Source organism: Paraburkholderia sediminicola (assembly GCF_046026675.1).
Classification (GTDB): Bacteria; Pseudomonadota; Gammaproteobacteria; order Burkholderiales; family Burkholderiaceae; genus Paraburkholderia; species Paraburkholderia sediminicola_F.
Genome location: NZ_JAQQEY010000001.1, coordinates 2037806 through 2055307, shown reverse-complemented (window position 1 = coordinate 2055307; position 17502 = coordinate 2037806). Strand labels below are relative to the sequence as shown.

Sequence of the window (17502 nt, the reverse complement as noted above, 5' to 3'; positions counted from 1 at the left end):
ACGTGCAGGATGTTGGGGACACGTGAGCGCTCGCGGGCTTCACGCGGTCCGGGACAATGCGCGGCGCGCCTCATGCGCGCCGGTGCGGACCGCACGCCAGCGCGACAGCCTCAGGCTTGCCTGTTTCGAAACCAGAGCAAGCGCGGCGTGCGTGAGGCCCGGATAAACGCGCGTGCCCACCAGCGTCCACCACCACCACGCGGTTTCGCGGCGCAGCGGCGGCAACTGATCGCGCAGGATCAGGTGGAAGTTGAAGGCGGCATTACGCAACGCCGCCATGGTTTGCGCGTCGCGCCGGTCGTCGTCGAAACGTTCGGCCGGGAAATGATCGACGGCCACGCGCGGGTCGTACATCAGCTTCCAGCCGGCGTTCTTCACGGCGAGGCTGAAGGCCATATCGTTGTGAACCTGAGCGCCCGCACCACGCAGGCGCTGATCGAAACGGATCGTGCGGACCGCGTCGCGCCGATAGCTCATGTTGGCGCCCTTCAGGATGTCGACTTCGCGTGCGCCGCCCACACCCAGGTGGTGATTGCCGATGATCTTGCCGTGCGCCGTGACTTTGCCGACCAGCGGCCGCTCGCCGTCGAGCACGCGGCCTTTTTCATGCACCCAGTCACGGCCGCCCAGCGCACCCAGGCGCGCGTCGCTTTCGAACGCGGCGGCAATACGCTGGACCCAATCCACGTGCGGCGCGGCGTCGTCGTCGGTAATCGCGATCACGTCGCCCTTGGCCGCATCCAGCCCGCGATTGAGCGCCGCGACCTGGCCGGGCACCTCTACCAGTGCGATGGACAACGGCAAGCTGCCGGGCACGGCCGGATCGCGTAAGCAGGTATGGGTCGCTTCGTCGTCGGCGCGCGCGACCACCACCACTTCGTCCGGCGCGCGCGACTGCCGTTGCAGCGCCGCAAGGCAGCGCGCCAGGTCGGCCGGGCGGCGGTAAGTCGGAACCAGTACGGTCACTTTCATCGTGATGTCCTTTTCTATCGTGTTTGCGCTGGCATCAGCACACTGGGCTCAGCCTCATGGCTCAGGTGCTCAGATATTCCTGGACCGCCGCATAGCCACGGTCGTAGCCGCCGCGCGAGCGCGCCGGCATACCGTTGAAGATGCCGCCCTGCACATGCACGCCGGCGGCACGCAGGCGCTTCAACGCCTCGGCAATCTCGCCTTCGCTATGCACGCCCGAACGCATCACGAAGAAAGTCGAACCGGCATAGGCGCCGATGATCGATGCATCGGTCACGGCCAGCACCGGCGGCGTATCGATGAGAATCACGTCGTAACGCTTGGCAAGGCCCTCCAGGTATTGCGGAAGGCGCGGTGACATCAGCAGCTCCGACGGATTCGGCGGACGACGGCCGCACGCGATGAAGCCCAAGCCTTCGACGTTCGAGGCGCGAATCGCTTCTTCGAGCGAGATCTGCCCGCTCAGCAATTCCGACAGACCGTTGTCCTGCGCACCGCCCACATAACGTTCGAGCGCGCCACGACGCATATCGCCATCGATCATCAGCACGCGTTTGCCCGAATTCGCGAGCAGCACCGCCAGATTGACCGTCAGGAAGCTCTTGCCGACGCCGGCCATGGGACCGGTCAGCATGACGATGCGGTTCTTCGCGTCCATCATCGTGAACTGCATGGACGTGCGCAGACTGCGCAGGCTTTCGATCGTGACGTCTTTCGGCCGCGCATTCGCCAGCACCGAGCGCAGGCGTTCGCCGCCGCGCTGGAAGCCGCTTTCGAGCAAAGCCTGTTCGGCGCTCAAGGGCACGAGGCCGTACACCGGCAGGTGGAACGCGCGTTCGATATGGTCGGGGTCGTCGATCCCCTTGAACATATTGCGGCGCAGGAATACGAAGCCGGTGCCGCAGATCAGGCCCAGAATCACTGCCGCCGAAAGAATCAGCACCTTCTTCGGCTTGACCGGCGCGCCCGGGCGCATCGCCTGGTCGACGATATGCACGTTGCCGCCGGTACCCGCCTTCTGCACCGACAACTCCTGCACGCGGTTGAGCAGCAGCACGTAGATGTCTTCGGCCACCTTCGCATCGCGTTGCAGCTGCACGGCCTTGACTTCGGTCGCCGGCAGATCGCGGAAGCGGTCAGCGTATTTGGCGCGTTGCGCCTCCAGTTCTGCCATCTGTTGACGCGCGGCCACGAGCATCGGATGGTCGTCGCCATAGCGCTCGGTCAACTGCGCCATCTGCAGACGCAAACCGGCGATCTGCTGCTCGTACTGCACGCTGCCTTCAAGGTAGACCTTGGCTTCGTCGCTCGCATTGATCGAGCCGGACTGACGCTGGTAAGCGGTCAACGCAGCTTCGGCGCGTTCGAGATCGGCCTTCAGGCGCGGCTCTTCGCTCTTCAGGAAGTCGAGCATCTTGCTCGCGTCGACCTGCTTGTTCGACACGTGCTGACGGACATACGACTGCGCGAGCGCATTGGCCACCAGCGCGGCGTGCTCAGGGCTCTTGTCTTCCAGCGAGATCTGGATCACGCCGGTCTGCTTGCCCTGCTCCTGCACGGTGATCGCCGACTGGAACGCGGTGATCGCGTCGAGGTCGTTAAAACGCGTCACGGTGAACTCTTCACCCGGCCGGGCCACCAGCTTGTTGACGAGGATCGTCACGCCGCCGCCCTGCTCCTGCTGGCCCACCTGGCCGCGCAGCAGCAGCGAGCCGTTCTTTGCGTAGAGTTCGTAGTGCTGTTCGTCGAACACCTTCATCGTCAGCTTCTCGCCTTCGAGCGCCGGCACCACGTCGAGCGAGTCGATGTCGGCCTCTTCACCGCCCCAGGCGTATGAAGCCAGACCCAGCCACGGCGGCGCCGGCTGGCCCGGTGTCGCCAGGTGCGCGGCAATGCTGCCAAGCAGCGGAATCGTCTTCGGCACGACGCTGAAGTTCAGCTTCAGTTGCTGGACCACCGGGCCGACTACGCCGCGGCTCTTGATGATTTCGATTTCGGCATCGGTCGGCAGCGAAGTCGAACCGGTGGTGATGGCCGCGCCCGTTTGCGTCTGCGTGAGCGCCTGCGAGGTGTTGTCGGACTGCTCGACCCGCACATGCGCATCGGCCGAATAGATCGGCTTGGCGAGGAAACAGTACGCGGCGGCCAGCGCGACGATCGCCGCGGCGATCGCGATCAGCCACCAGATGTCGTCGAGGATCACCTGCACCAGTTGCCCGAGGACGACGTCCTCTTCTTCGGTCTTGATCGGACCGGCCATGTGTGGAGAGATTTGGTTGCTCACAATTCGATCCCGTTTCGGTTGCTTCGGCGTGGGCTTCAGCGTGTGCTTTGGCATGGGCTTGCGCGTTTGCCTCGGCGTTTGCTTCGGTCCCGCGCCCTTTGAGAGCGGCGCGGGCCTGTCGACGGCTCAGACAGTTATCTCGTCAACTGCTTCAGGTAGAACAACGTCTGTACGCTCGGCAGGACTTGCTGCAACACACGGTTGAACGTGGTCGAAGCGGCGGTGCCCACATACACGACATCCATCGGCTGCAACTGGAACTGGGACGACAGCATGATCGCGTCGGGCTGCGTCATGTCGAGGCGGTACACGTCCGGCGTGGTCGGATGCTCGCGCATGCCGCGCATCACGAAGATCTGGCGCGGATTGGCGTCCGTGTCGAGAATGCCGCCCCCCTGGGTCAGCGCGTCGGCGATCGTCAGGCGGCCCTTCAACATCGGCAGCTGGATCGGCGTCTTCACTTCGCCCATCACGAAGATGCGGCTGTCGCTGCGATCCGGGATGTTGATCACGTCGCCGTTTTGCAGCATGACGTTCTGCGTGGTGTCGCCCTGGTCAAGCATGCGGTTGGCGTCGAGCACGTAAAGCTTGTTGTTGCGCGTGAGGCGCACACGCTGGATGTCGGCGTCGCTGTTGGTGCCGCCCGAGCGCGTGATCGCGTCGACCAGCGTAAGCGGCACGTCGCTGATGGCGAGCGGGCCCGGCGTCTTCACGTCGCCGGTCACCTGCACTTTCTGGCCGCGGTACGACAGCACGCGCACGTCGACCTGCGGATTGCGGATGTAGCGCACGAGGCCGGCGCTCAACTGATCGCGCACGTCACCCACGGTCTTGCCCGCGGCCTTGATGCGGCCGACGAACGGGAAAAAGATCGTGCCGTCGGGGGCAATGGTCTGGCCGTACGGATCGGCCTGGCCCGGCAGCGCGGCGGTATACGGCTGCTGCAAGGCGCCGCCGATCGACTGCGTGGTGTTGCCGCCCGCGGACAGCGTGCTGCCCTGCGGAGTGGTCAATTCCGGGTGGTCCCACACGGTGATGCCGAGAATGTCCTGCGGCGAGAGCCGGTACACGTACTGCGACGGATCGCTATAGTGCGAAGTCGGCAGCGCCTGTTGCGCGGCAGTGGCCTGCGCCTGAGCTTGCGCCGCAACCAGCGGGCCGTCGATCAGATGAACCGGATAGGTTTCGTTGGCTTGCTGACTCTGGTGCTGGCCGTCGTCTTTCAGACGGGACGTGTCAAGATAATTGCCAGGTGCGGTAGCGCAGGCCGACAGAAAGGACGTCAGCAAAAGCGTGGCGGCGAGTTTCGAATTGACGTTCGCGAATGTGTGTGCAGTGCGTTTTTTCATCAGCATATTTTCTTCAGCCATCCCATGACCAGGTGTTCGATGAGCACGAGACTCTCCCTATAGTCGGCTTCCTTGCCGCCGTGCGGATCGGCGACGTCGGAATCGTCTTCCCACTTGCCGAGCGGATAGACCTTGCCGCGCGAAGCCGGATCGAGCGCTTCAACCGCGCTCACCTGCGCGCGCTCGCTGACAAGCACGAGATCGGCTGCGCGCACGAGCTGGCGGTCGAGGCGCCGCGAATAGTGGATGCCGGAGGCGACGCCCTGCTCGGCGAGCAGACGCCGCATCACCGGGTCCATGGCGTGGCCGTTGGTAGCGCGGAGGCCCGCCGAATGAAACGCGATCGGCGCTGAGGACGGCCGCGACGGCGCGCGCTGCCGGGCCTTGAACAGCATCTCGGCTGCGGGCGAACGGCACACGTTGGCGTGGCAGACGATCAGAACGTTGGCGAACATAGCGGGCTCCTTAGTGAGGCTTGGCGGCGCGGCGGCTTATTGGCCAACTTACTGGCCGGCCTCGACCGTATCGGCCGCGTCTGCCGTGACCGGCAGGCCGTTCGCGCCGACCTTCGCCGGCGCATTGCGCAACGCGTGCTGACGGCCGATCGCGTGATACTCGATACCGAGTTCGAGCAGCGCATCCGGCTCGTACAGATTGCGGCCGTCGAAAATCAGCGGCGTAGTGAGGCTCTCCTTGAGCGAACCGAAGTCCGGACTCTTGAAGACCTTCCATTCGGTGAGGATCACCAGTGCGTCGGCGCCCTCGGCCGCTTCCATCTCTTCGTTCACGAACGACAGGCGCGCATGCTGTTGCGGCACGTCCTTCAGATCGAGTGCGAACACGCGCTTCGATTCGTCGATCGCGACCGGGTCGTAGGCCTTCACGCGCGCGCCACGGCGCAGCAGTTCGGCGATCAGCGGACGGCTCGGCGCTTCGCGCATGTCGTCGGTGTTCGGCTTGAACGCGAGGCCCCATACGCCGAAGGTGCGATCCGACAGGTCTTCGCCCAGACGATCGACGATCTTCTGCGCAAGGATCTTTTTCTGCGTGTCGTTGACGGCTTCCACCGCTTCGAGAATGCGCAGATTGGCCTTATGGTCGGCTGCCGTGCGAATCAGCGCCTGCACGTCTTTCGGGAAGCACGAGCCGCCGTAGCCGCAACCGGCATACAGGAAGTCGTAGCCGATGCGCGGATCGGAACCGATACCGCGGCGCACCGCTTCGATGTCCGCACCGACGCGATCGGCCAGATTCGCGAGCTCGTTCATGTACGAGATCCGCGTGGCGAGCATTGCATTGGCCGCGTACTTGGTGAATTCGGCCGAACGCACGTCCATGTACAGCGTGCGTTCGCGATTGCGGTTGAACGGCGCATAGAGACGCTTCATCAGTTCGCGCGCTTTTTCGCCGGGCACGTCTTCATCGCAGCCGAGCACGATGCGGTCCGGCCGCGTGAAGTCTTCCACGGCCGCGCCTTCTTTCAGGAACTCCGGATTCGACACCACGGAGAACATGTGGCTCGCGTTGCGCGCGGCCAGTTCCTCGGCGATCACGTCGCGCACGCGCGAAGCCGTGCCGACCGGCACCGTCGACTTGTCGACGATCACCTTGAAGCCCGTCATATGGCGGCCGATATTGCGCGCGGCGGCCAGCACGTATTGCAGGTCGGCGGAACCGTCCTCGTCGGAGGGCGTGCCCACCGCGATGAACTGGATGTCGCCGTGGGCAACCGCGGCCTCGATGTCGGTCGAGAACTTCAGGCGGCCTGCACGGCGATTGCGCGCAATGATTTCCTGCAGACCCGGTTCATGGATCGGCACGCCGCCGTTGTTGAGCACGTCGATCTTGCGTTGATCGACGTCGAGACAGAACACGTCGTGGCCGATGTCGGCGAGACATGCGCCCGTTACGAGGCCTACGTAGCCACTACCGATGATCGTCAGGTTCATGTATTACACCTCGGAAAATGGAGTTGATTCATTAAATGCGGTCGCGCGTCGCGCGGCTGCTTTTTGCCCCCTTGGGGGGCTGGCGCGAAGCGACAGGTGGGGGCCATCAATATGCGTTGCTGCCTACAAAGCCCTTCCACAGCGTCAGCACGACGATCTTGATGTCGAGCCAGAAGGTCCAGTGCTGCATGTAGTACAGATCGAGCTTGACGCGGCCCATCATCTTTTCGATGCGATCGGTTTCGCCGCGATAGCCATTGATCTGCGCCCACCCGGTGATGCCCGGCTTGATCCGGTAACGGTGCATGTAGCCCTTCACCAGATCCTTGTAGATGTCGTCGTGTTCGAGCGCGTGCGGACGCGGACCCACGACCGACATCTCGCCGCGCAACACGTTGATGAATTGCGGCAATTCGTCGAGGCTGGTGCGCCGCAGGAACGCGCCGACCGCGGTGATACGCGGATCGCGCTTCGTAGCCTGAGTGATCTTGCCGGCCTCTTCCTTGTGCATCTTCATCGAGCGAAACTTATAGATCTCGAACTGGTTGCCGTCGATGCCCTTCCTCTTCTGGCGGAAGAACACCGGGCCCGGCGAGCTCACCTTCACCATCACCGCGATCACCAGCATCACCGGCGACAGCGCGGTCAATGCCGCCAGCGCGAACAGCCGGTCGAAGATGCGCTTGGGCAGCACGCGCAGATCGGTGATCGGCGAGGCGGCGAGGTTGATCGCCGGCACGCCGAGCAGATCCACCATCGGCTGATTGAAGAGCGTGAGACTGCGAACGTCCGGAATGAAGCGGATGTTCACGAAGTCGTTCTTCAGGTCCATCACGAAGCGATGAATCGCCTTCTCTTTCGAGATCGGCAGTGCGAGCCACAGTTCGCGAATCGCGCGCTGACGCACCAGTTGAAGCATCCGCGAGTAATCGCGCTCGACCGGCACGCCTTCGATCGCGTCGCTCGCATCCGGATCTTCATACGGGTTGATCGTGCCCTCCTCGTCGAACACCACGACGGGGCTAAAGCCCGCTTCCGGGCGGCTGCGCATCTGCTCGATCAGGAAGCGCCCATACGGCGCGCCGCCGACGATCGCCACCGCGCGCTGATTGAAGCCTTCGCGGCGCAGTCCGCGCAGGATCGAATAGACGATCACCTTGGTGACGATCAACAGCACGATCGTGGCGATCGCCCAGTAAAAGAGCCACAGACGCGACAGGCTGTCCGAACGGTGCAGGCTGAAGCTGATCAGGATGCCGGTGATCTCCACCATCACCCAGCCGCCCGCGACGCGGCACAGCAGGTCGTATAGCGGCTTGCCGCGCCACGACTGATAGATCCCCAGCGCAGGGAAGAACACCACCACGAGCAGGCAGTCGAACGCGAGCGACACGCTTTGGACGTCGTCCAGCCACACCAATTTCCCGCTGTGCACGGCCGTCGCGATGGCCGCGCCGAGCGCGACCATCGCGATGTCGATGATTCTCGATAGAACGCTCAACATGAGCTGCCCCTCAGTTCGTCAGTCAAGTGCCATCCGTTGGTTGGTTGAATTCCCGTCACACTCATCACGCCCTGCCACCGGGAACGCAACGCCGGTATTCGCGCCTGCAGATCGATGCGCGGCGCGAAACTGATTGACCGGTGTTAATTGCCATGCCGCTTTCCGGATTAAAAAAATTCCTGAACGGACGATCCGGAAAACAGGTGTCGAAATGAGTGAATACCCTTGTACAGGTATAGATAAAGCGGTATTAAAATTCGGACTGCAAGACTGCAAAATATCTCAAAATGTATCGGTCAAATTTTCGGTATTTTTTCGGAATTTTGTGCGGCAATTGTTACCGAAATGGCGTTTGAGAGACCTGTTTCGCGCCTTTATGGAAGCGGATGTAAGCCAGGCTGTCCGTTTTCCTACGAAGCTTACGCCCCGCCTTTCGTCCTCATTCTGCGTCATTCCGCCGGATAAAAAAATCACCTGTGATTTTTTTCGGGTAATTTTTCTTTTTTAAAAATTGGCCGGACATTTTTTCTTCACGAAACAGCCAATTTTATTAGACGGTTTATATAGTTTCTATTTAACGCGCTTTTATTGATTCTTTACTTCGTGATAAAACTCGACGCATTCACCCAGCCTCGAGGAGTCCATCATGACAGCTCCGGTTACGGCCACACCCGCCGACACCCGGTCCACGCAAGCTATGCACCTAAACGTCAAGCTCAAAGTTCATCCCGTGATTCTGGCGGGCGGCTCCGGTACACGGTTGTGGCCGATGTCGCGCGAGCAGCATCCGAAACAGCTGATTGGCCTGCTCGGCGACGATTCGCTACTGCAGTCAACCACGCGCCGGCTCGACGGGCTCGAAACGGGCCATCTGCTTGCGGAGCAACTCGTCGTGGTGGCCAACGAAGAACAGCGCTTCACCACGGCCGAGCAATTGCGCACGAGCGGCAAGCCGACCCGGCTGATTCTCGAACCCGCCGGCCGCGATACGGCGCCGGCGCTGACGGTGGCCGCCCTTTCGATTGCCGCGCAGGATGAGGACGGCATCATGGTCGTGATGCCCGCCGATCACGCGGTGACCGACAGCGCCGGTTTTCATGCAGCGGTGGCAGCCGGCGTGCAGCATGCGGCAGCCGGCCATATCGTGACGATGGGCATCGTGCCGACGCGGGCGGAAACCGGTTATGGCTACATCCGCATTGGCGCGGCGCTTGGCATGCCTAATGACGCTCGCGCAACGGACACCGATGCCGCCGGCAAGATCGGCGCACACAAGCTCGATCGCTTCGTCGAAAAACCGCATCTGGAACTGGCGCAGCGGTATATCGAATCGCAGGAATACTGGTGGAACAGCGGCATTTTCATCATGCGCGCATCGACCTGGCTGAAGGCGATCCGCCACTTCCAGCCGGCGATTTACGAAGCCTGCGAAGCGGCCTTCGCAGGCGGCAAAGCGGACGGCGATTTCTTCCGTCTGCAACGCGATGCGTTCAGCGCATCGCCGTCGAATTCGATCGACTACGCGGTGATGGAGCAACTGGGTAACGATCAGACCGCTGCATCCGGCGTGGTTGTGCCGCTGCAGGCGGGCTGGTCGGACGTGGGTTCGTGGGACGCGATCTGGGACATTTCGGAGAAAGACGCCGATCGGAACGTCGGGCGCGGCCGCGTGATGTTCGAAGGGGCGAGCTCGACCTTCGCGCATTCGGAAGGACGCCTGATTGCCTGCGTCGGCACGCAGGATCTCGTGGTGGTCGAAACGGCCGATGCAATTCTGGTCGCGGACAAATCGCGCGTGCAGGACGTCAAGAAGATCGTCGGACGGATTCGCAACGATGGCGGACTGGAAGCGACCAACCATCGCAAGGTGCATCGCCCGTGGGGCAACTACGATTCCGTCGATACCGGCGAGCGCTTCCAGGTCAAACGCATCGTCGTGAAACCGGGTGCGCGACTCTCATTGCAAATGCATCATCACCGCGCGGAACACTGGATCGTCGTGCGCGGCACCGCACTCGTCACGCGGGGTGAAGAGCGCTTTATCGTCTCCGAAAACGAATCAGCTTATATTCCGCTGGGCGTCACCCACCGTCTCGAGAACCCGGGCAAGATGCCGCTCGAAATGATCGAGGTGCAGTCAGGCTCGTATCTCGGCGAAGACGATATCGTGCGCTTCGACGACACGTATGGACGGCAATGATTCACAACGGATGAAGCGGGAACCTGCGGCTGTTGCTCCTGACGGCCGCGGGGTATTGCTCTGTGCTAACCGTCCTGCTCATCCCGCATGGGAGATGAGTTCTGGATACGACGGAAAACGATCTGATGCACTGCTTTCGGTTGCGGGTGCGGCCGGTTCGCTGGGGTAACGGCGCAGCGGTCCACGGAATGCATTGAGCGGACCGTGCAAAGGCCCACCGTGATTCACCGCGACCGGCTCCGGCACATGACGCATGGCCGGCAACGGACGCGCCACTGCAGCAGCCGCGGCGGCCGCATTAACTGCAGGTGCGGCCTCGGCTGCAGCCTGCGTACGGCATTCACGGTCGATCCACTGCCGCGCCCATTCGAGCGCGTATTGCTCCGCCGCGTCAGCCTCTGCAAAGCGCGGACCGACGAGGCCGGAACGCTCGACGCGTTTGCCGTCCTTCATGATCTCCGCCCACGCGCGATACATGGCGTTGGGCACCTGCTCCGCCGCAACGTAGATCACATAGCCGCGCCGGTCGGCGACCTGCGTGCCGCGTGGCGCGAGGCTCATCGACAGCGAGCTGCGCTGCTGATCTTCAAGCTGTTGCGTGCGGCGTGCCGACGTGATGGCCGAATCCAGGCTATGCATTGCCGCGCCCACCGCCCGCGCTTCTTCCATGCTTTGCAGACCGGCGCGCATGGCGGGCCGGTGTGCAGGTGACGCGGATGTCGAACTGGCCGAAGGTGTACGCGACACCGGCGGCACATTCGTCATTCCGGACAACTGGCGCGTGATATCGGCGAACGGATCCGCCGAACGCCAGTTGTTCAGGCTGCTCGATACGCCGGGTGCCTGCCACGATTCGGGGCTCTTCCACGACACACCACGCAGACCTTCGTCGCGCACGCTGGGGGTTTCGGCTACCGGTGCTGCCGGCTTGGCCGCGACGGGCGGCGCCGGTTGCGGGACGTACGCGAAGGTGCGCCCGGTTTGCGACAATAGCCGAACCATTTCGAGCAGGGTGCCGTTCAATTGCCATTCTTCAAAACGGCGCCGGCATGTAGGACCCGACGGATAGCGGCCCGGCAGTTTCGACCAGGGTTCGCCAGTTGTCAGTATCCACAGAACGGCATTCGCCACGATACGCGGTTCGGCGCGGGGCCGGCCGCGTCGGTTCAGACGGACGGCCGGCTCATCAGAGACAAGCGCTGCCAGCAGCGCCCATTCGTCATTGCTTAGCTCATCGAAAAACATTGGGTTTTCTCCACGCAGCCTGGCCGGGCCGCGGCTTTGGGCGGCCACGGATTCAACTTTCACGATCCGTGTGCAGCCCGCGGTTGCACAAATATGTTTTGTACGTTCTGTTTGCGGGTCAATATCGCACTGGGTTAGTGCGGTTTGTCCCTATTGCGAAGCACAAAACGTGGTCTCACTCGTGCATGGGAGAATTTGTGCACGAAGCATACCATCACCAGGGTTTGCGTGAATATCGTTGAGACAAGTGTTACGGATGGAAACAATCTTGTCCTTTTTGCTGCGTCATTTCTCGTATTGCCGTAACAGAACTACCGTCGGTTCCGGCGCCGAAAGACGCTGTTGCACAGCACAACAGCGCGGCAACAATGGCGAATGACATTTACGAAATCTTTATTTGAGTCACAACGCATTTCGATGCACTTTGATGGCATTTCCGCCCGGCTGCGGAATGCCTGGGTGAAGTGTTTTGACAGCACCTGAGTGACAGGAAGGCGCGATTACCGTCGAAGCGAACACAGCGCTTCTTCATGCCGTTCGCATTCCTCTCGACGCCGCGCGAGCACCGCTGTTCGGCTTGCTTCTAGCGCACGGGATTCGCCGCGCCCTCACCCACCACGGTCATCCACGGGCGTACGCGCCAGCGCGTCACGAGCCCCGCGAGCACATACGGATCGACTCTGGCAAAGGCTTCGGCAGCTTCGGGAGAGTCGCCGTTAAAGAGCAGTACGGCAGTGTCCACAGGCTCGGTCAAGGCCCCGGCGAGTTGCAATTCACCGCGCTCCGTGGCCGCCCAGGCGAGCGCCAGATGAGCATCGCGATACGTGCCGCGCCTCTCGAGATAGTCTGGCACGAGGTCATACATCAACAGGTAGTGCATGGCGAGCCTCCTTTGGCTTGCGTGACTGAGACGACGGGCGGCACATCGGTACAGGAATTCCAGTCAAGATTACCCCTATGATCTTCAATGGGATTTTCTGCCGATTTCCTATTCATTTGCACCTGCAGCAATGCAAATTGGATGTTTATAATTTGATCGCTCATATGGAATGACGGTGGCCTAATTCATTTGCATACGCCTTGCCAATTAATCCGGATTGCATAACATATTTTTGCACTGCTGCGACTCGGTCGCTTTATGCGCCCGAAGCGCCGCCAACCCCGCTGCGTAGGGGAAAACCAGCGTGCTCGCCTGTCAACCGGAATGGCATTCCGTCCGTTCTGGCAGACAGCATTTGCCATAATGGACGTGCCGAGGGGTCCTGGACGCCGTTGACGCCCACGCGCATGAACGATCAAAAACGTTTTCACCACCGATGGAGTGTCACATGAAAATCCAATCCGCTATCGCTGCGCTGGTGCTGGGTACTGTCCTCGTTTCGCCGGTGTTCGCGCAGAACAGCCAGCAAACGAAAATGGCCGACTGCAACAAGCAGGCTGCCGACAAGAAAGGCGACGACCGCAAGGCCTTCATGAAGACCTGCCTGTCCGCCAAGCCGGCCGCCGCCGCGCCGATGAGCCAGCAGGACAAGATGAAGGCGTGTAATACGCAAGCCACCGGCAAGAAAGGCGACGACCGTAAGGCCTTCATGAAGACCTGCCTGTCGTCCGCGCCGGCTAACTAAACACGAGGCAATCGGCGCGGGCCACACGCCGCGCGTCTAGCCGCGTATTGCTCGAACAGGGCCGCACCGTTGTCCGGCCCGGCCCTGTCTTCCTTCTGTTCCAACTCCTGCTCGCCGTCGCCGTTTTTCTCGCGGCAGCCGCCCTCGCTCGACCTATCCCTTCGCAGTCCACCCGCGCGAACGCGCCGTTTTTCTTCTATGATGGCTGCGGAGACGGCCCACCCCCATACACAACATTAGACGGGCCGCCATCTTGTCGTTGGTGCTGCAGAGCATCGATCGGAGGCAAGGATGGTATCGAAGCATAAAAACCGCTGGTTGAGGCGGTGGTTGGTCGTCATCATTTTCTGGGCGGTGCCCGTGGCGATCGTTGCAGTCAGCGAGATCCGGGAGGAAATGGCGTATAACGCCGTCGACCTCGACCGTGCGCTGACCACCTGGAATTTCACCGACGCACAACGCGCCGCCGGCGCACCCGCGCGCTGCCACGGCAAGCTCGACGAGGCGCAAGCCGCCGGCTGCCCGGCCGATGTGCTGGCGGCCAATGCGCCGCTCCAGCAGGACGCCCGCAACGAATACAGCGTGCGCCGCTCGACGCTCATGGGTTACCTCTGGCATGCGTTCGTCGGCTACTGGATCGTGCCGGCCGTCACGCTCTTCCTGATTGGCGTATTGATCGGCATGATTCGTCGCGTGCTGCGGCGCCCGCCGGTCAAAAGTCCGGCAAACCATGGGTGAGGATGCGGATGCAGCGTCGCGGCAACACTTTCAATTCGATTTCAATGCGAATCATGAACGCGGGAAATCGGTAAAAACCGGTCTTCGATGCGGTTTCAATCCGGCCGCCGATGAGCCGGTCCCTGCGCGGTTCGATTCGCCAGAAGCCCGTTCGAAGGCGCTGTCCGAGCGTCTTTTAACGCCCTCCCGCCACCGGTCAAAATTACATCAGCGCACCCGACGATGGCTCGCAAACCCCCGTCCCGCAAGGCTTTTCGCCGAACGACGAAGTACGCCCTCCACGCTTGCGTGTGATATAACTTAAAGGCAGCCCGGCAACACCATATGAGGTTGCGCCCAGGAACCATGATGGAGAAAAACGATGCAAAGACGAAACTTCATGCTGAAGACTACCGCTGCGCTCGCTTTCGGAGGCCTTGCACTCGCTGGTTGTACGACTAACAGCGGCAACCCCAACACCCCCTCCACAGATGCATCCAAACGCCAGTCGATCGACGCCAGCGTCGACGGCACCATGTCGCGCCTGTTCACGACCGTGAAGGGTTCGCGCGAACTCGTATCCAAGGCGCGCGGCGTCCTGGTGTTCCCGTCGGTGCTGCAAGTGGGCTTCATCGTTGGCGGCCAGTATGGTGAAGGTGCGCTGCGCGTAGGCGGCGGCACGGTCGGCTACTACAGCACGGTTTCCGGCTCGTTCGGTCTGCAGGCGGGCGCGCAATCGAAGGCCATCATCTTCCTGTTCATGACGCAGGACTCGCTTGACTCATTCCGCAATGCCGACGGCTGGTCAGCGGGCGGCGACGCCTCGGTCGCGTTGGTGAAGATGGGCGCCAACGGCGCGATCGACACGACCACGGCGACGGCCCCGGTCGAAGTATTCATTCTGACCAATGCCGGCCTGATGGCCGATGTCTCGCTGCAGGGCACCAAGGTATCGCGCCTGAAGATCTAGGCGCGCGGTCCCGCGCGACCCTGAGCAGCGGTCCGGTTGGCCGGCCCAGGCACAACGGCAATAAAAAAACGGCGATGCGTAGTGCACATCGCCGTTTTTTCACACCGCCGTGGGCGGCCGGTTTTACGCCGCTCAACTCCCCGACGTATCGATCACCTTGAAGCGCGAACGCTTCTGCGCGCGAATCACCGACTGATACGCGTCCACATACTGCTGCGCCATCCGGTGCGACGTGAAGCGCTCTTCGAAGCGTTGCCGCACGCCCGCCCGCGGCATCTTATGCAGGCGATTGACCGCCGCCACCGCGCCGATCTCGTCTTCGACGATATAACCCGTCACGCCGTCGTCGAGCACTTCCGGGACAGAGCCGCGGTTAAACGCAATCACCGGCGTGCCGCACGCCATCGCTTCGATCATCACGAGGCCGAACGGCTCCGGCCAGTCGATCGGGAAAAGCAGCGCATGCGCGCCGGATAGAAACTCGGCCTTCTGGTTATCCGCGATCTCGCCGATGAATTCGACATGCGGCAAGTCCAGCAACGGCCGGATTTCGCGCTCAAAGTATTCGCGGTCGGCAGAGTCCACTTTCGCGGCAATGCGAATCTGCATGCCGCAGCGTCCGGCAATCCGGATCGCGGTATCGACGCGTTTTTCCGGCGAGATACGGCCAAGAAACGCGAGGTACTTCTGCTCGACCGGTTGCGGCGTATAGAGCTGCTCCGGCAGACCGTGATAGACGGTGGTGAGCCACTTGGCCTGCGGCAAGGGATGACGCTGCGCATTCGAGATCGAGATCACGGGCGCGGTGTTGAAGGTGTCGAACACCGGCTGTTGCTCGGGCAAATCAAGGCGGCCGTGCATCGTCGTGACGAAGGGCGTCTCCTGGCGCTTGAAGACCGAGAACGAGTAATAGTCGAGGTGAAAATGCAGCACGTCGAAGTTTTCGGCCTGGCGGCGCACCAGTTCCATCAACAGCATATGGGGCGCAATGCGGTCGCGGATACCCGGGTCCAGACGCAGCGCGCGCGGCCAGACGGCTTCGAGCTTCGCGCTCGTAACGGAGTCGCCGCTCGCGAACAGCGTCACGTCATGGCCGAGATCGACCAGCGCCTCGGTGATATAGGACACGACGCGCTCCGTGCCGCCGTATAGCTTCGGTGGCACCGATTCGGTCAAAGGGGCGATCTGCGCAATCTTCATATTTTGTCTCCGTGAACTGACGGCTCGCGCCGATGGCGGTGCACGTCAGCGGCGCTGCTTATGACAGCGCCGGTCCTTCTCCATCAATGCAGTAAACGCCGGGCGTCCGCCTGCACCATCCGCATCACAGCATTATTCACCAGGGCGGAACAAAAAGCCCTTGGCCTTGCAATTCCTGCGCGCTGTTACATTCAGCTTACATCCGACGGCGCGCCTATTATCCGCTCAGGTACGTAGCTCAGGTACGTTGACTGGGTACCGCGCTTACCTGTTGCCCTTAACCAGATCGCTTAGCCACGGTTATCGCGCGGGCCATTTCCACGGCGGCAGGTCGCGATCGTCCGCATCTGTGATGCGCGTGGCGCCAAAGTGCTTCTCGAGCACGATCGACTGGCTGTCGTCCTCCCGTTCGAGCGCCGCGATCAGCCGCGCCGCGTGCGACACCACCAGCACCTGGGAATGCGCGGAAGCCCGCGCGATCAGGCGCGCCAGCGCCGGGAGCAGGTCCGGGTGCAAGCTCGTCTCCGGTTCATTCAGCACCAGCAAGGCGGGCGGACGCGGCGTGAGCAGCGCGGCCACCAGCAACAGATAACGCAAGGTGCCATCCGACAGTTCCGCGCCCTTCAGCGGCCGCAGCAGGCCGTGTTGCTGCATCGATACTTCGAAGCGGCCGTCCTGCGAGGCGATGTCGAGGCGCGAACCGGGAAAGGCGTCGTCGATGGCGGCATCGAGCGCAACCGGGTCGCCGATCTCGCGAATGGTTTGCAAGGCCGCAGCGAGGTCCGCGCCGTCGTTCGAGAGCACCGGGGTGTGCGTGCCGATCTGCGGCAGACGCGCGGCCGCCTCTGCATCGGTGCGGAAGTGGTCGTAAAAGCGCCACGAACGAATCTGCTCGCGCACGGTGATCATCTCGGGAGCGGTCCGTGGGTCAGAGAACTCCGTCATCATGCTGTCGAAGCTCGCGACAGGTTGAGGGATGGTTTGCCACTCGCCCTGCTCGTCACGCGTACGCAGCGCAGCGCCATGCCGGTCGACCAGCAGGGCCGACGGCCGCAACACCGGACCGCTCCAGATGCACTCGCGTTTGATCGTGGGGTCGAGCGGAAAGCGGGTGGCCCTGTCGAGCGGCGGCAATCCGAGATCGATCGCATAGCCGAATTCATCGCCGGAAAATCCAAGCCGCAGACTCACCGGGTCTTTGCGGCGCGTGCCCTCGACGGGCAATTCTCCGGCCAGCACCGCGCGCGAGAAACGTTCGGGCCCAGCCCACAACGTGGATTGCAAACCACCCTCACGCGCAAGCGATGTAATCACCCCGCCGCGCGCCGTCTCGGCCAGCAAACGCAACGAGCGATACACACTCGACTTGCCGCTGCCGTTCGCACCCGTGATGACATTCAATTGCCCGAGCGGCACGATTAACTCGCGCAGCGACCGATACCCCGCGATGGCCAACGTCCTCAGCATGCGGACACCTTTCGATCAAA

The 17502-nt window shown here is 62.3% G+C and carries 15 protein-coding genes; 5 read left to right on the top strand and 10 right to left on the bottom strand.

The features are described from left to right. Nucleotides 1-39 precede the first annotated feature (39 nt). The 6 genes from PQQ86_RS08935 to PQQ86_RS08910 form a co-directional block, all read right to left on the bottom strand. Nucleotides 40-972 (bottom strand): glycosyltransferase family 2 protein, encoded by a 933-nt coding sequence (locus tag PQQ86_RS08935; protein ID WP_408265824.1) that lies wholly within the window; start codon nucleotides 970-972, stop codon nucleotides 40-42. Between the two features lie 61 nt (nucleotides 973-1033). After that, on the bottom strand, nucleotides 1034-3232 hold the full coding sequence (locus PQQ86_RS08930; protein ID WP_408270181.1) for a polysaccharide biosynthesis tyrosine autokinase: 2199 nt from the start codon (nucleotides 3230-3232) through the stop codon (nucleotides 1034-1036). Nucleotides 3233-3390: 158 nt separating this feature from the next. Next, on the bottom strand, nucleotides 3391-4611 hold the full coding sequence (locus PQQ86_RS08925) for a polysaccharide biosynthesis/export family protein (protein ID WP_408265821.1): 1221 nt from the start codon (nucleotides 4609-4611) through the stop codon (nucleotides 3391-3393). Further along, entirely contained in the window at nucleotides 4605-5060 is a 456-nt protein-coding gene (locus tag PQQ86_RS08920; protein WP_408265819.1) for an arsenate reductase/protein-tyrosine-phosphatase family protein, read from the bottom strand. Before PQQ86_RS08920 ends, PQQ86_RS08925 begins: the two co-directional genes overlap by 7 nt. A gap of 48 nt (nucleotides 5061-5108) precedes the next feature. Beyond that, on the bottom strand, nucleotides 5109-6554 hold the full coding sequence (locus PQQ86_RS08915; protein WP_097392444.1) for a UDP-glucose dehydrogenase family protein: 1446 nt from the start codon (nucleotides 6552-6554) through the stop codon (nucleotides 5109-5111). Between the two features lie 106 nt (nucleotides 6555-6660). Next, nucleotides 6661-8058 (bottom strand): undecaprenyl-phosphate glucose phosphotransferase, encoded by a 1398-nt coding sequence (locus PQQ86_RS08910; protein ID WP_408265817.1) that lies wholly within the window; start codon nucleotides 8056-8058, stop codon nucleotides 6661-6663. A gap of 133 nt (nucleotides 8059-8191) precedes the next feature. Between PQQ86_RS08910 and PQQ86_RS08905 the strand changes: the two genes are divergently transcribed. Continuing rightward, nucleotides 8192-8566 (top strand): hypothetical protein, encoded by a 375-nt coding sequence (locus PQQ86_RS08905; RefSeq protein WP_408265815.1) that lies wholly within the window; start codon nucleotides 8192-8194, stop codon nucleotides 8564-8566. A gap of 138 nt (nucleotides 8567-8704) precedes the next feature. After that, entirely contained in the window at nucleotides 8705-10258 is a 1554-nt protein-coding gene (locus PQQ86_RS08900; protein WP_408265813.1) for a mannose-1-phosphate guanylyltransferase/mannose-6-phosphate isomerase, read from the top strand. Nucleotides 10259-10336: 78 nt separating this feature from the next. Here the strand turns inward: PQQ86_RS08900 and PQQ86_RS08895 are convergent, their stop codons facing one another. Together PQQ86_RS08895 and PQQ86_RS08890 are read right to left on the bottom strand one after the other, a co-directional pair. Beyond that, entirely contained in the window at nucleotides 10337-11503 is a 1167-nt protein-coding gene (locus PQQ86_RS08895; protein WP_408265812.1) for a DUF6566 family protein, read from the bottom strand. A gap of 583 nt (nucleotides 11504-12086) precedes the next feature. Beyond that, the gene (locus PQQ86_RS08890) at nucleotides 12087-12383 is read right to left on the bottom strand and encodes a YciI-like protein (protein ID WP_408265810.1); all 297 of its coding nucleotides are present in this window, start codon (nucleotides 12381-12383) and stop codon (nucleotides 12087-12089) included. Nucleotides 12384-12831: 448 nt separating this feature from the next. On the opposite strand from PQQ86_RS08890, the gene PQQ86_RS08885 reads away from it, so the two are divergent. The 3 genes from PQQ86_RS08885 to PQQ86_RS08875 all read left to right on the top strand — a co-directional run bounded on the left by PQQ86_RS08885 (nucleotide 12832) and on the right by PQQ86_RS08875 (nucleotide 14815). Continuing rightward, nucleotides 12832-13128, top strand: a complete 297-nt coding sequence (locus PQQ86_RS08885) for a PsiF family protein (RefSeq protein WP_200651029.1) — start codon at nucleotides 12832-12834, stop codon at nucleotides 13126-13128. Nucleotides 13129-13419: 291 nt separating this feature from the next. After that, nucleotides 13420-13866 carry a hypothetical protein gene (locus tag PQQ86_RS08880; protein WP_408265808.1) on the top strand — a complete coding sequence of 149 codons (447 nt, stop codon included), beginning with the start codon at nucleotides 13420-13422 and terminating at the stop codon, nucleotides 13864-13866. A 361-nt stretch (nucleotides 13867-14227) separates the two neighbouring features. After that, nucleotides 14228-14815 carry a BPSL1445 family SYLF domain-containing lipoprotein gene (locus tag PQQ86_RS08875; protein WP_408265806.1) on the top strand — a complete coding sequence of 196 codons (588 nt, stop codon included), beginning with the start codon at nucleotides 14228-14230 and terminating at the stop codon, nucleotides 14813-14815. Nucleotides 14816-14947: 132 nt separating this feature from the next. Here the strand turns inward: PQQ86_RS08875 and PQQ86_RS08870 are convergent, their stop codons facing one another. Both PQQ86_RS08870 and PQQ86_RS08865 read right to left on the bottom strand, forming a co-directional pair. Continuing rightward, nucleotides 14948-16015 carry a glycosyltransferase family 4 protein gene (locus tag PQQ86_RS08870; protein ID WP_408265805.1) on the bottom strand — a complete coding sequence of 356 codons (1068 nt, stop codon included), beginning with the start codon at nucleotides 16013-16015 and terminating at the stop codon, nucleotides 14948-14950. Nucleotides 16016-16315: 300 nt separating this feature from the next. Further along, on the bottom strand, nucleotides 16316-17482 hold the full coding sequence (locus tag PQQ86_RS08865) for an AAA family ATPase (RefSeq protein ID WP_408265804.1): 1167 nt from the start codon (nucleotides 17480-17482) through the stop codon (nucleotides 16316-16318). Nucleotides 17483-17502 lie beyond the last annotated feature (20 nt).

Coding starts and splice junctions, on each gene's coding strand:
- PQQ86_RS08935 (WP_408265824.1), bottom strand. CDS start 972: ATGAAAGTGACCGTACTGGTTCCGACTTACCGCCGCCCGGCCGACCTG.
- PQQ86_RS08930 (WP_408270181.1), bottom strand. CDS start 3,232: ATGGCCGGTCCGATCAAGACCGAAGAAGAGGACGTCGTCCTCGGGCAA.
- PQQ86_RS08925 (WP_408265821.1), bottom strand. CDS start 4,611: ATGCTGATGAAAAAACGCACTGCACACACATTCGCGAACGTCAATTCG.
- PQQ86_RS08920 (WP_408265819.1), bottom strand. CDS start 5,060: ATGTTCGCCAACGTTCTGATCGTCTGCCACGCCAACGTGTGCCGTTCG.
- PQQ86_RS08915 (WP_097392444.1), bottom strand. CDS start 6,554: ATGAACCTGACGATCATCGGTAGTGGCTACGTAGGCCTCGTAACGGGC.
- PQQ86_RS08910 (WP_408265817.1), bottom strand. CDS start 8,058: ATGTTGAGCGTTCTATCGAGAATCATCGACATCGCGATGGTCGCGCTC.
- PQQ86_RS08900 (WP_408265813.1), top strand. CDS start 8,705: ATGACAGCTCCGGTTACGGCCACACCCGCCGACACCCGGTCCACGCAA.
- PQQ86_RS08895 (WP_408265812.1), bottom strand. CDS start 11,503: ATGTTTTTCGATGAGCTAAGCAATGACGAATGGGCGCTGCTGGCAGCG.
- PQQ86_RS08890 (WP_408265810.1), bottom strand. CDS start 12,383: ATGCACTACCTGTTGATGTATGACCTCGTGCCAGACTATCTCGAGAGG.
- PQQ86_RS08885 (WP_200651029.1), top strand. CDS start 12,832: ATGAAAATCCAATCCGCTATCGCTGCGCTGGTGCTGGGTACTGTCCTC.
- PQQ86_RS08880 (WP_408265808.1), top strand. CDS start 13,420: ATGGTATCGAAGCATAAAAACCGCTGGTTGAGGCGGTGGTTGGTCGTC.
- PQQ86_RS08875 (WP_408265806.1), top strand. CDS start 14,228: ATGCAAAGACGAAACTTCATGCTGAAGACTACCGCTGCGCTCGCTTTC.
- PQQ86_RS08870 (WP_408265805.1), bottom strand. CDS start 16,015: ATGAAGATTGCGCAGATCGCCCCTTTGACCGAATCGGTGCCACCGAAG.
- PQQ86_RS08865 (WP_408265804.1), bottom strand. CDS start 17,482: ATGCTGAGGACGTTGGCCATCGCGGGGTATCGGTCGCTGCGCGAGTTA.